The sequence below is a fragment of the Caulobacter sp. 05T431 genome, from assembly GCF_056665975.1.
Map to the genome: position 1 here is coordinate 1 of NZ_JBFTKU010000021.1, position 13515 is coordinate 13515.

The following is a 13515-nucleotide window of genomic DNA, read 5'->3' on the forward strand; positions in this document are numbered from 1 at the left end:
GCGGATCGTTTTCCGGAAGCCTTCGGATCGCGGATTTTTAACCCGCTCCGATGGAGGCCCCCGACGGGCGGAAGGTTGACGCCCCTTCCGGACCGCCCGGGCGATTTCAGCCCGGGCCTGCCGCGTCCGCCGATCCTTCGCCGCCAGGGTTTCGTCCTCATGGAGGAGCCTGCCCTGGACCGCCGCGAAGGCGTTCATTCAAGAACCACCGACGAGCGCTTCCCGCTCGACCGCCCCTGTCGCACGTATCGGTCGCCGGCCGGACGTCCTCCCCACGACAGGGCGAGGACCAGTATGCGGGTGGTTTCAGCGCGGCGGTGCTTGTGACGCTGCTTTTTTTGCAGGGCGTTGAATAAGCTGGAGTTCGCCGTGGCGTTCGCGGGGATTGAGCGCGCTGTATCCCCGCGAACCCATCCCCAACGCCCTTCCCACGTCCGTCATCCTCGGACTTGTTCCGAGGACCCCTGCCTCAGCCGAGAAGAAGGATGATCCGTGAAGCGGCGAGGTCGTGGGCCAACCCAAACGGCAAACCAGCGGACACAGGGGGCCTCGGAACAAGTCCGAGGATGACGGAGGTTGGGGGTGTCGGAAAGACCGCCCGCAACGGCGAGGCCGCGCCTTGAAACCTTGGCTGCCAGCATGCTCTGGGGACTGACCGAGTCAAGGACGGCGCGCCGCGCCGCCGCTCCGCGGCCGCCGGAGGCGGTCCTTGACTCGGTCAGTCCCCAGAGCTCCCATCCACCAAGGGTTTAAGGTGGGGTCGCATCCGGCGGGGCGGATGCGGCTATCGTTCCACCGATGTCTGCTCAGTGAAACTCTCTATGGCGCCGCTAAACTACGCTCGGACGCCGTAAATTCAAAACATATTTGGATCCGACAAAGCAGTGGCGAAAGCTTCATCCATGCCTGTCGGCAGAATGTTAATCCTCAAATCATCGTCGACTTCCCAAACAAACACGCCAAACGCCCAGAGCACGCGCTCGGCGTGACGGCCCAGAGCGATCAGTTCTTTGTATGACCGCCATTGGCCGCGACGCTTCCAAGTATAATTGAGATCGCGTTTGAAGTCCTCGAACCAGGCGCGAAGACCTCGTGTAGCCAACATATCAGCCAGGCCATCGGCCTCGATCATCGCATCGATCTGCATGCCGTGTGCGGTACCTGCCAACATTCCCAGATGGCTAATCAGCGTCTCTACAAGGGCCGACGAACTGCGCCACAAAGCCCCGTAGTCGTCTGTTCGATGGAGCGCTTCGCGGGCCGCAGCCACGCCCTCCACGGCCTGCCGAAACGCCGCACGAACATTCTCCTGAGCGACGATCAAGGTACGTGGAGCGAAAGCCGCGCTGGCACGAGCGGCAAAGTAAGCCTTCCACGCATCTCGCGTCACCTCATGCATCGCTGCCTCGGATGGTCGCAGCATGGGTCTTGTGCCATCATTCCTAAAGGCGGCGTCGTAGACGGCGGAAAAGCCAGCGCGAGCGAATAGGTTCGCGACGACCATCACACCTTCTTCCCAGAATGCATCGTCATCGGCGACCAGAGCGCGGGCGATGGCACCATCGAAGACGAGATGGCACAGGACTTCCCCGTCGCGCCGGACGTGTACCAATTGCCCCACGCTTTGTGCCTGTTCAGGCGTGATCGGCGACGGCAAGGCGGCGTCATGCTGGTCGATCCTTGCCAACGCTTCAGCGTAGTCATCGGCGAAGGTCACGGCGGAGACTTTGCCGAGCGGAAGGTCCCACGTTGGATTGAAGATGATGGCCTTGATCGCTTCTGCGACCTTATTCGCCATCGCGGCGTCAAAGTCGCCGCTGAACGTTATGGGGAAGCTGTGATCCGGTGAGGTCAAGGCAAGGCCGAACACGCCCGATGGTAGGGGTGCGGGTTCATTGCCGCCGACGAACCCCTGCGGACCTTCCGCAATCACTTCGTCCAAGGCAACGGTCGACCGCGTACCAATCGAGCTTAGCAAGGCCAGAGTCTCGGGTGTTCGGCTGGCCCTGAGGAAGTATGTGTGGCTGCATGCGGCGGCCGCTTGGTTGAAGTGGCTGATATCGAAGGTCGGTGAGACGTTAACGGCGGTGCCGACTAACAATCGCCGCGATGACAGCGGCAGCAGCACCTCTTGGATATCCTTGACGCCGCTGGTCGCAAAAGGCAGCGCTCTTCCGGCCGTATCCACGCCAAGTGCGACGCAATCAGGCAAGGCGAGGTCGATGGGGCTTTCGACTACGCGCCAGACGAGCTTCCTTAGCCAAGTCTCGCGCTCGTTCGATTTGGTAGGGAGGGTGGCGAGCGCCTTGTTGTGACTCTCCTTGGCGATCTGAGGCGCTTCGCCGAGGACGGCCCCAAAGGCTGCCAACATCATCGGGCGTTGCGAACTCATCAAAGCTGGGAAGTGCTCGCGGACTAGCGCCAGGATCAGCCGCTCAAAGACCGCCATGGGAATGCCGAGGTCCTGCGCTCTGGGATCGGCCATTAGGTTGTCGACGATTTGCTTTAGCAGTTTGTCTGAACCGGTCGGGCCGTCGAGGCCCAGGAACTGCCTCAGAAGTTCGTCGTCTTGCATGACCTCGGTAACCACCCCGAGCATTCCTTGGGCCCCCAAGGTGAAGACTTCACGCAGGTGGGCATTGCGGAACGTCAGATGGACGATGATTTCAGCTGCGACCGATCCGTCGGCCTCGTCGCCGGGTGCCACGGCGCGCAGCGTCCGCACCAGTCCACTAAGGTGCTTCTCATAGTCGGTGATGTCGTCGTCGAGCGTCCGTTCCCCATCGGCGGCGGGTGAGGAGTAAAAGTCCTCTCCGTAGCCGACCTTTTCGATATTGCGGTCGAACGACCGGCCACCGCGCCGGAACACGAAGATGCGCTCTGCATCCGCGCTGGTAGGGATCAGAAAGCCTCGCTGAAATAGACGGGGGATTTCATGCTGCTTTCGGCCTGCCAAAACTACCTCCGCCCAAACAGCCTCTCAATATCCGCCAACTTCAACTCCACATACGTCGGCCGCCCGTGGTTGCACTGGCCCGAGTGCGGCGTCGCCTCCATCTCCCGCAGCAGGGCGTTCATCTCCACCGCGTTCAAACGCCGCCCGGCCCGCACACTCCCGTGGCAGGCCATGGTGGAGCAGACCTCCTCCAGGCGTTCCTTCAGGGCCAGGGCCTGGCCGTTCTCGGCCAGGTCGTCGGCGATGTCGCGGACCAGGCCCGCGGCGTCGGTCTTGCCCAGCAGGGCCGGGGTCTCGCGGACCAGGACGGCGCCGGGGCCGAAGCTTTCCAGGACCAGGCCCAGGGCCGCCAGTTCCTCGGCGCGGGCGACGACGCGTTCGGCCTCGGCGGGGTCCAGCTCGACCACCTCGGGCAGCAGCAGGGTCTGGCGGGCGACGCCGCCGGCGGCCATTTCGCCCTTCATCCGCTCGTAGACCAGGCGCTCGTGGGCGGCGTGCTGGTCGACGATGACCACGCCGTCGCGGGTCTGGGCGACGATGTAGGTCTCGTGCACCTGGGCTCGGGCCGCGCCCAGCGGGAAGTCGACGGGGTCGAAGGCCGGGGCGGGGCCGTGGTCCGGCTGGCCTGGATAGGCGATGCTGGGCGCGGCGTCGTAGCCGCCATAGGCCGCCTCGCGCACCGCCTCGGCGACGCCGCCGCCGCCGGTCCCGAAGGCCTCGGCCCGGGTGGCGTAGGCCTCCTCCGGCGCGGCCTCGTATCTCGCCGAGACGTCCGACAGGCCCGGCAGCACCTGGGGCGCGGGTCGCGTCCAGCCGCCCTGCTGCCAGGCCGAGAAGCCGGCGGGCGAGGGGCCCCCTTGATAAGAATTGGGTTGGTAGCCGGGATAGCCGCCGCCACCGCCCGGCGGCGGGACCATCGACTGCGCCCGGATGGCGTCCAGCGCGCTCGCGGCCGTGGTGGTCGAGGCCCGGTGGCCGGCCGCCGCCAGGGCGTGGCGCAGGGCCCCGACGATCAGGCCGCGCACCAGGGCCGGGTCGCGGAACCGCACTTCGGCTTTCGCGGGGTGGACGTTGACGTCGACCTCGGCGGTGTCGAGCGAGACGTAGAGGGCCGCCGTCGGGTGGCGGTCCCTCGCGAGGAAGTCGGCATAGGCCGCGCGCAGGGCGCCCTGCAGCAGGCGGTCGCGCACGGGGCGGCCGTTGACGAACAGGTACTGGTGGGCGGCGTTGCCGCGGTTGTAGGTGGGCAGGCCGATGAAGCCGGACAGGCGCACGCCGTCGCGGGTCTGGTCGATCTCCAGGGCGTTGTCGTGGAAGTCGCGGCCCAGCACGGCCGACAGGCGGGCCAGGCGGCCTTGAGGTCCGGGATGCTCGGGCGGCAGGCGCAGGATGCGGCGGCCGTCGATGTCCAGGCTGAAGCCGACGGCCTCGTGGGCCATGGCCTGGCGCTTGAGCTCCTCGGTGATGGCCAGGGCCTCGGCGCGCTCGGACTTCATGAACTTCAGGCGGGCGGGGGTGGCGTAGAACAGGTCGCGCACCTCGATCCGCGCCCCGTGGTCGCCGGCGAAGGCGGCGGGGGCCACGTCGCCGACGCTGCCGCCCTCGACCAGGATCGAGAAGGCGTCGCGCTGGCCCTTGGCGMGCGAAGAGATGGAGAGGCGCGCCACCGAGCCGATCGAGGGCAGGGCCTCGCCCCGGAAGCCCATGGTGTGGATGCGCAGCAGGTCCCACAGGCCGTCCTCGTCGGGGGCCAGCTTGGAGGTGGCGTGGCGCTCGATGGCGACGGGCAGTTCCTCGGCCGACAGGCCGCAGCCGTCGTCGGCCACCAGGATGCGGGTCAGGCCGCCGCCGTGGGCCTCGACCTCGATGCGGCTTGCGCCGGCGTCGATGGCGTTGTCGACCAGCTCCTTGATGGCGCTGGCCGGGCGCTCGACCACCTCGCCGGCGGCGATGCGGTTGACGGTCTCGGGCGGCAGGCGGCGGATGGGCATCGGGGACGGCTTTCGGCGCGGCCGGGGCCGCATTGCAGCATGGTAATTTGACGGCCCAGCTTGGGGCCCTTCCAACTGTGGAAGACCGATCATCCTAGATCGATTCCGCCTCGGCTGGAGACACACAGATAGTGACGCAGTTCCGTTTGGCCGCCTCGTTGGCGGCCCCAGTGGTCGCGATGGGCTTGATGTTCTCCGGTCCGGCCTTCGCCCAGCAGGCGGTCGACGCCTCCGGGCCGATCAACCTGCGCAAGGTCGACCCCGAGGCCAACATGGTCGAGGAACTGGTGGTCAACGCCCGCCTGCCTGGGCCGGCCTGGTGGAAGGTCAGCGACGCCGACACCACGGTCTACGTGCTGGGCGTGCCGGCCCTGACGCCCGCCAAGCTGGAGGTCGACGAGTCGGTGTTCAAGCGGCGGGTCGACGGGGCCAACGTGCTGATCATGGGCCAGGAGGCCGACGTCAGCGTGGTGCGGCTGATCTCGCTGGCCCTGGCCGGCAAGCGCTACTTCATCACCGACAAGCCGATGCGCCAGACCCTGCCGCCGGACCTGCGCGCCCGCCTGGAGGCGCGGCTGGCGGCGATGAAGGAAAAGCCCGACAGCATGGACGAGGTCAAACCCGCCTTCGCCGGCTTCCTGGTGGCCAACGGCGGGGAGGGCGGCGACATCTCGATCCATCTGGGCGGCGTCACCGACGCCATCCGCGACATCGCCAAGGGCAAGGACCTGGACAAGCGCCCGCGCATCCAGAACCTGCCGGGCTACAGCTTGGTGGACGCCATCAAGTCGCTGGGCGGGGCGCCGCAGCCGCTGCAGGAGCTGTGCCTGGACGCGGGCCTGCGGCAGGCCGAGAGCGGCCAGGAGGGGATCAAGGCCCTGGCCGAGCGCTGGGCGCGGGGCGAGGTGCGCCAGGTGGTCTCGGCGGACCGCGGGTTCCAGCGCTGCCTGGCCTCGACCCCGTCGATCGCCCGCGAGCTGCGCGACGGCCGGGACGACGCGGTGCGGGCCATCTCCGCGGCGCTGAAGACGCCCGGCAAGGCGGTGGCGGTGATCGAGCTGCGCTCGCTGCTGGCCGAGGACGGGGTGCTGGACCAGCTGCGGGCCAAGGGCTTCACGGTGACGACGCCGGGGGAGTGAGCGGTTCACCTGCCCACTTCAACAACCGTCATCCCGGGCCTTGTGCCCGGGACCCCTGGTTCAGCTGACGGTGAGACGCAAGCGGTTCGTTGGCGAACCGCCCCCGCTGCACCTGCGGCGGACAGAGGGGTCCCGGGCACAAGGCCCGGGATGACGGTTGAATAAGGATGGCGGGAAGGCGCTGATGGGACGCGGCGATTCCCGATGGAGATCAGACATGCGGCKACTGGCGATCCTGGCGGCGGGCTTCGCCCTGACCCCGGCCCTGGCCTCGACCCAGACCCCGCCCGCCCTGGACGATCCCGAGGCCAATGTCGTCGAGGCCCTGGTGGTCAGCGCCAGGCTGCCGGGACCGGCCTGGTGGCGGATCTCGGACGGCGACACCACGATCTACATGCTGGGCGTGCTGCAGGCCCTGCCCAAGGGTCAGGCCTGGGACACCAGCGTGCTGGACCATCGGCTGGACGGCGCCTTCGCGGTGATCCTGCCGCCCGAGGGCAAGGCCGGGATCGGCGACCTGCCGGCCGCCCTGGCCCTGCGCGGCAAGCTGAAGTCGAAGGAGCCGCTGGACGCGTCCGCCGGCGCCCTGGCCCCCAAGCTGGCCAAGGCCCGCGCCACGTTGGGCAAGGGGCCGGACGCCTACGAAGGCTGGAGCCCGCTGGGGGCGGGGATCATGATGGCCGGCGACTACCGCAAGTCGGTGCGGCTGGAGACGGCCGAGCCGGAGCGCACGATCGGCCGCCTGGCCCGCAAGCACGGGGTCAAGGCCCGGCCGGCCGCCACCTACAAGGCGATGCCGCTGATCAAGACGGCGGTGCGCGAGCACTCGCGCGAGGCCGGGCTGATCTGCCTGGAGGGCGTGCTGGACGAGGTCAACGCCGGCCCAGAGGCCGCCCGGGCCGCCGCCCGCGCCTGGGCGCGCGGCGACGTGCGCGGGGCGATCGCCGGGCCGAGGAACTTCCAGCGCTGCCTGCTGGCCCTGCCGGGCATGGCCGACCTGGAGCGCAAGGGGACGGGGGACGAGGTCGCGGCGTTGTCGGCGGCGATGAAGACGCCGGGGCACGCGGTGGCGGTCTACGGCATCCGCAGCCTGGTGGCCAAGGGCGGGGTGCTGGACCAGATGCGGGCGCGCGGGTTCGAGGTGAGCACGCCGGGGGAGTAGGCCCTCTTCCCCCTGTGGGGGAAGACGATCGCGAAGCGATCCGTAGGGGGCAAGTGGGTCATAGGGCGCCGAGGCTCACCCCCTTGCCCCCACCTGGCGGCTTCGCCGCCTGTCCGCCCCCATAGGGGGCGGAGGTCAAAAGAAAAGGCCCGGAAGTCTCCCCCCGGGCCTTTCGAACTTCAGCAGGTCAAAACCCGGCCCTACAGGCCCGGCAGCTTGATCTTGCTATCCTTTTCGCGGGCGATGACGATCGTGCCGTTGCCGGTCAGTTCCTTGAGGCGGGCCTCTTCGGTGGCGGCGTCGACCGGGGTGGCGTCGGTGGCGCCGGTCTCGGACGCGGTCGGGGCGGCGGTCTTGTCGCCCTTCTTCCAGAACATKACCTTCTGCGAGAAGCTCTCGTCCTTGTGGGCCAGGTCGCCGTTCTCGTCGTCGACGACGAAGCGGATCAGCGGATCGGCCTTGTCGACGCCGGCCTTGGCGACCAGCAGCTTCTCACCGTCCGAACGGCCGGCGGCGTTGCTCTGGCCGATCAGGGCCTGGCGCGCGGCGCTCTCGGGCTGCAGCTCCTGCGGGCGCGGCTCGCCGGGGGCCGGCGGGCGCAGGCTGTAGTCGGGCGGCACCACCAGCGGGGCCTTGGTGACGACGCGGAATTCGTCAGGAACCACCTTGCTCATGCCCAGCGCCTTGGACGTGGACTGGCAACCGGCGAGGCCCATGGCGGCCACGGAGGCCAGAACGCCCAGGGTCGCGACCCGATAGAAACTCATGAACCTGCTCCAGCGGCCCCCCGGGCCGTAAATTCGGACGCTCTCGATACGACATCCGAGGCCGGGCGCCAATCTTAGTTCAGATCGTGGCCAGCTTAGGGCGGTTGTGTCGCGATGAGGAGAGCCCGCGGGCGGCGTTTTGACGGGAGGGCAGGCCCCAATTCCCCCACGCATCGTCATTCCCGCCCTTGTGGCGGGAACCCCTCTGTCCGCCGCACGTGCAGCAGGGTGGCGCGCCGGCGCGCCACGGCGATTCCCTCGCGGGCTGAAGCAGGGTTTCCCGCCACAAGGGCGGGAATGACGGTGGAGGGGAGGGCGAGGCTACAGCCCGTGGCCGTCCGGATTGGCCAGCTTCTTTTCTTCCGACACGAAGCTGTCCAGCAGGAGCAGGCAGACGCCGACGGTGATGGCCGAGTCGGCCACGTTGAACACCCAGGGGAAGTGCAGGCGCGAGACGTCGATGAAGTCGACGACGTAGCCGTAGCGGATGCGGTCGATCAGGTTGTTGCCGAACGCCCCGCCCATGATCAGGCCGATTCCCGCCGCCACCAGCGGCTTGGCCGCCTTGCGCGCCCAGACCGCCAGGCCGATCACCACCACGGCCGAGAACAGGGTCAGCAGCCAGCGGCTCAGCTCCGAACCCCGGAACAGGCCGAAGCTCATGCCCAGGTTATGGACGAGGGTCAGGTAGAACGGCCCGGCCACGTGCTGGCTGGCGCCGGGCGCGGTCCCCAGGGTGGAGAGGATCCAGGCCTTGCTGATCTGGTCCAGCACGACGGTGATCGCGGCGATCAGATAGGCGGTCCAGCCGAGGCGGGTGATCTTGAGCATTCTTCGTCCTTAAGCCGCCGCAAAACCGTTGTCATCCCGGAAGCCCCGCAGGGGCTGTCCGGGACCCAGGGGACTGGGCCGGCGCGGTGCAGCCGCCCCTGGGTCCCGGACAAGCGCTGCGCGCTTTCCGGGATGACAACCGTTGGGTTCTAAGCGCTTGCTGCGGTGTGGTGAGCGTCCCACCACGCCACAGCTTCGGCGTCGCGCAGGCTAAGTTCCGGATAGCGGGGATCGGTTCCCACCTCCGGCAGGATGCGCCACGAGCGGGCGCACTTCTTGCCCTCGGCCAGCTTGGGCTCGACCGCCACGCCCTTGACCTCGTCCAGGGCGAAGGCGCCGGACGCGGTCCCGGCGACCAGGGTCGCCTGGCTGGTGCGGAAGACTTCAGCCGCGTCGACGCCGTCGAAGGCCGCCAGCAGGTCGGGCTCAGCGATGTGGACGACCGGCGCGGCCTCCAGGGCCGAACCGATACGCTTCTCGCGACGCTCGACCTCCAGGGCGGCGGTCACCACCGAGGTCACGGCCTCGACCTTGGTCCAGCGGGCGGCCTCGGCGTCGTTGCGCCAGGCGGCCGGGGTTTCCGGCATCACGCGCAGGACGTTGCTGCCCGCCTCGGGGAAGCGCGTCGTCCACGCCTCTTCCATGGTGAAGCTGGTCAGGGGCGACAGCCACACCGTCAGGCGCTCGAACACATAGTCCAGCACCGTGCGATAGGCCCGGCGGCGCAGGGCCGTGGGCGCGTCGCAATAGAGGCTGTCCTTGCGGATGTCGAAGAACAGCGCCGACAGGTCGCCCTGGCAGAAGTCGATCAGCGGCCGGATCACGTCGCTGAAGCGATAGGCCTCGTAGGCGGCCTTCACCTGGCCATCCAGCTCCCACAGGCGGTGCAGGATGTACTTCTCCAGCGGCGGGAAGTCGGCGTAGTCGGTGATCCGCTCGGCCTCGTCGAAGCCGGCCAGGGCGCCCAGCAGGTAGCGCGTGGTGTTGCGCAGCTTGCGATAGGCGTCGGTGGTGGTGGCCAGGATCGTCTTGCCGATCCGCTGGTCTTCCGAATAGTCGACCATGGCGGCCCACAGCCGCAGGATCTCGGCGCCGGACTCCTTGGTGATGGCCTGGGGCTCGACGGTGTTGCCCTTGGACTTGGACATCTTCTCGCCGTTCTCGTCCTGGGTGAACCCGTGGGTCAGGACGCCCTTGTACGGCGCGCGGCCGCGCGTGCCGCAGCTCTCGAGAAGCGACGACTGGAACCAGCCGCGGTGTTGGTCGCTGCCTTCCAGATAGAGGTCGGCCGGCGAGCGGCTGTCGTTGCGGCCTTCCAGGGTGAAGGCGTGGGTGGCGCCGCTGTCGAACCAGACGTCGAGGATGTCGACGACCTTCTCGTACTTGGCCGGGTCGTGGTCGCCCAGGAAGTGGCTGTCGGGCAGCTCGAACCAGGCGTCGCTGCCGCCGTCCTGGATGGCGTCCAGGATGCGGCGGTTGACGGCCTCGTCCATCAGCGGGACGCCCGTCTCCTTGTCGACGAACATGGCCAGGGGCGTGCCCCAGGCGCGCTGGCGGCTGATCAGCCAGTCCGGACGGGTCTCGACCATCGAGCCGATGCGGTTGCGGCCGGCGTCGGGGTGGAAGGCGGTGTCGGCGATGGCCTTCACGGCGACCTCGCGCAGGGTCTTGCCGCCCAGCGAAGGCACGGCCTGGTCCATGCGGATGAACCACTGCGGCGTGTTGCGGAAGATCACCGGGGCCTTGGAGCGCCAGCTGTGCGGATAGCTGTGCTCGACGCGGCCGCGCGCCAGCAGGTTGCCGGCCTCGATCAGCTTGTCCATCACCGCGCCGTTGGCCGGGCCGAACTTGCCGGCCTTCTTGCCCTCGGTCTCGATGACCTTCAGGCCCGCGAACAGGGGCACGTGCGGATAGTAGGCGCCGTCCGGATCGACGGTGTCGGGGATGGAGTCGAGCGCATAACCGCTCTTCAGCCAGACCAGGTAGTCGTCGGCGCCGTGGCCCGGGGCGGTGTGGACGAAGCCGGTGCCGGCGTCATCGGTCACGTGCTCGCCGGCCAGCAGCGGCACGTCGAAGCCGTAGCCGGCATCGAACTGGGCCAGCGGGTGGGCGCAGATCAGGCCGGTCGGGTCGACCGGCTCGGCGCGGCGCCATTTCGCGACCTTGGCGGCCTGGCGGACGTCCTCGGCCAGCTTGTCGGCCACGATCAGGCGGTCGCCGACCTTGGACCACGGGGCGAACTCGAGGTTCTCCTCCAGGGCCTCGACCTCGTAGAGGCCGTATTCGACCTTKGGCCCGAACGAGATCGCCCGGTTGGCCGGGATGGTCCACGGGGTGGTGGTCCAGATCACCACGCTGGCGTCGTTGGGCGGCAGGCGGAAGACATTGTCGCCGGCCGCATTGCCCGACACGGCGTAGCGGTCCTCGTCATAGGCCCTGACCGGGAACTTCACCCACACGGTCGGCGAGACGTGGTCGTGGTACTCGATCTCGGCGTCGGCCAGGGCCGTGCGCTCGACCGGGCTCCACATCACCGGCTTGGAGCCGCGATAGAGCTGGCCGGTCTTGGCGAACTTGTGGAACTCCTCGACGATCGTCGCCTCGGACGCATAGTCCATGGTGGCGTAGCGGTTCYACCAGTCGCCCAGCACGCCCAGGCGCTGGAACTCGACCTTCTGGGCCTCGATCCAGCCGGCGGCGTATTCCCGGCAGCGCTTGCGGAACTCGGCGGCGGGCACCTCGTCCTTGCGGCGGCCCTTGGCGCGGAACTCTTCCTCGATCTTCCACTCGATGGGCAGGCCGTGGCAGTCCCAGCCGGGCACGTAGTCGACGTCGTAGCCCAGGGCGAAGCGCGACCGGACCACGAAGTCCTTCAGCGTCTTGTTCAGGGCGTGGCCGATGTGGATGGCCCCGTTCGCATAAGGCGGGCCGTCGTGCAGCACGAACAGCGGGGCGCCGGCGGCCTGGCGCGCGGCGCGAACCGCGCCGTACAGGCCCTTGTCCGACAGGGCGGCCCAGCCCTCCAAGATCTCGGGCTCCTTCTTGGGCAGGCCCCCGCGCATCGGGAACGGGGTGTCGGGAAGGAAGACGGTTTCGCGGTAGTCGCGGGCGGTCGTCGTGGCGTCGTCGGCCATGGGGGAGCTATCCAGCGTAGGGGTTCGGAATGGTCAGGTGCGGGGTCGTCGTCCCGGCGCGCGCTGGAATCTCGTCCGGCGGCGTCACGCCGGGCGGTTAATTCGCGAGGTCTTCCGAACGAAAGGCATGGGCGGGGGATAGCAGACGAGGCGGGGAGGGGCAAACGCGTTGCTCTCACCATCCCCATCACCTGTACCGCCCCCAGCACCCGTCATCCTCGGACTTGTTCCGAGGACCCCTGATTCAGCCGAGAAGAAGGGCGATCCGTGGAGCGGTGAGGTCGCGGCCCAACCTCAGCCGGCAAACCGGCCGACAGAGGGGTCCTCGGAACAAGTCCGAGGATGACGGGCGTGGGGATGTTGGGTGGGTGTTGGAGAAGCACAAAAAGCAGGGGCGCGCTCGCGCACGCCCCCGAGGTCCTCCTCCGAGGTCGGAGATCAGTGGACGGCCGCGACTTCCGAGGCCGCCGGGGTCTTGGCGATCTGGGCCGGATTGCATTCGCCCAGTTCGGCGTCCGACAGGGTCACGCCGCGATAGCCGAAGCCGGTGATCGGCCCCAGTTCGCGCGCCAGGCGCTTGCAACTGCGCAGGGGCGGCAGCGACTTGACCTGGGTCGAGCGGCAGACGTCGGCCTTGCAGCGCCACAGCGTGCCGTCGAACACCAGATGGTCCCGGGTGGTGGGGGCGGCCAGCGTCAGCCAGCCAGTCTGGGGTTTGGTTTCGGCCATGGCGGGGCCGCCCGCCGCGGCCAGGGCCACGGCGGCGATGATCAGGTTACGCATGATGTTTCTCCTGGGGAGTGGAGCGGTTAGGGGCGGGGACGCTCACTCACGGCGGGGATAGGGCCGTACGGCCGCGCTGTGAGCGCGCGTCCCCAGTTCAGGCCGCGGCCTTGAACAGGGTGAATTCCTCGTCGAAGGCCGTGGCCACCGAGGGCCGGGTCTGCAGGCGGTCGCGATAGGCGGCCAGGTTCGGATAGGGCGTGAAGTCGATGGCCAGGTAGCGGGCCCAGGTCAGCATCACGAACAGGTAGGCGTCGGCCACGCTGAACTTGCCAGCCAAGAACTCGCGGCCCTTCAGGTGGGCGTCGAGGAAGGCCAGGCGCTCGGCCAGCAGCTCGCGGGCGAAGGTCTTGGCGCCCTCGGGGGCCTTGGGGTTCAGCAGGGCGATGAACACGCCGGTGTGCAGCTCGGTCCCGACGAAGCTGAGCCAGCTCTGCACCTTGCGGCGCTCGGCCCCGTCGGTTGGGATCAGGCCGGACGCCGGGAAGCGGTCGGCCACGTATTGCAGGATCACCGCGTTCTCGACGATCAGCTCGCCGTCGTCGGTCCGCAGGACCGGCACCTGGCCCATGCCGTTGAGGGTGAGGAAGGCGGTCCCGTCCTCGACCACCTTGGGCCGGGCCTTGGTGTCGACCTTCAGGAACCGGATGTCCGCGCCGGCCTCGTAGGCGGCGATCCGCGTCGCCATCGAACAGGCCATCGGCGAGAAGTAGAGATCCATCGAACCCTCCATTGCATTTCCATACTGTTTC

9 protein-coding genes are annotated in these 13515 nt (G+C 68.5%); 2 read left to right on the forward strand and 7 right to left on the reverse strand.

Annotated elements, in window-relative coordinates; all coding sequences use genetic code 11:
- Positions 1 to 856: 856 nt before the first annotated feature.
- Positions 857 to 2956: a hypothetical protein gene (locus AC1U89_RS18155; protein WP_479901055.1), complete on the reverse strand. Its 2100-nt coding sequence runs from the start codon at positions 2954 to 2956 to the stop codon at positions 857 to 859.
- Positions 2957 to 2958: 2 nt separating this feature from the next.
- Positions 2959 to 4947 (reverse strand): DNA mismatch repair endonuclease MutL, encoded by a 1989-nt coding sequence (gene mutL / locus AC1U89_RS18160; protein ID WP_479901056.1) that lies wholly within the window; start codon positions 4945 to 4947, stop codon positions 2959 to 2961.
- 131 nt (positions 4948 to 5078) lie between these two features.
- Between mutL and AC1U89_RS18165 the strand changes: the two genes are divergently transcribed.
- On the forward strand, positions 5079 to 6086 hold the full coding sequence (locus tag AC1U89_RS18165) for a TraB/GumN family protein (protein ID WP_479901057.1): 1008 nt from the start codon (positions 5079 to 5081) through the stop codon (positions 6084 to 6086).
- Positions 6087 to 6303: 217 nt separating this feature from the next.
- Positions 6304 to 7248 carry a TraB/GumN family protein gene (locus AC1U89_RS18170; protein ID WP_479901058.1) on the forward strand — a complete coding sequence of 315 codons (945 nt, stop codon included), beginning with the start codon at positions 6304 to 6306 and terminating at the stop codon, positions 7246 to 7248.
- A gap of 200 nt (positions 7249 to 7448) precedes the next feature.
- On the opposite strand, the gene AC1U89_RS18175 is transcribed toward AC1U89_RS18170, so the two are convergent.
- The 5 genes from AC1U89_RS18175 to AC1U89_RS18195 all read right to left on the reverse strand — a co-directional run bounded on the left by AC1U89_RS18175 (position 7449) and on the right by AC1U89_RS18195 (position 13484).
- On the reverse strand, positions 7449 to 8015 hold the full coding sequence (locus AC1U89_RS18175) for a DUF3035 domain-containing protein (RefSeq protein ID WP_479901059.1): 567 nt from the start codon (positions 8013 to 8015) through the stop codon (positions 7449 to 7451).
- 321 nt (positions 8016 to 8336) lie between these two features.
- Positions 8337 to 8846, reverse strand: coding sequence for a signal peptidase II (gene lspA, locus AC1U89_RS18180; RefSeq protein WP_479901060.1), 510 nt, complete (start codon positions 8844 to 8846; stop codon positions 8337 to 8339).
- Positions 8847 to 8995: 149 nt separating this feature from the next.
- Complete coding sequence (ileS, locus tag AC1U89_RS18185; RefSeq protein ID WP_479901061.1) at positions 8996 to 11980, reverse strand: isoleucine--tRNA ligase; 2985 nt, start codon at positions 11978 to 11980, stop codon at positions 8996 to 8998.
- A 438-nt stretch (positions 11981 to 12418) separates the two neighbouring features.
- Complete coding sequence (locus AC1U89_RS18190) at positions 12419 to 12763, reverse strand: DUF8200 family protein (RefSeq protein ID WP_479901062.1); 345 nt, start codon at positions 12761 to 12763, stop codon at positions 12419 to 12421.
- Positions 12764 to 12860: 97 nt separating this feature from the next.
- Positions 12861 to 13484, reverse strand: a complete 624-nt coding sequence (locus AC1U89_RS18195; protein ID WP_479901063.1) for a glutathione S-transferase C-terminal domain-containing protein — start codon at positions 13482 to 13484, stop codon at positions 12861 to 12863.
- Positions 13485 to 13515: the final 31 nt, after the last annotated feature.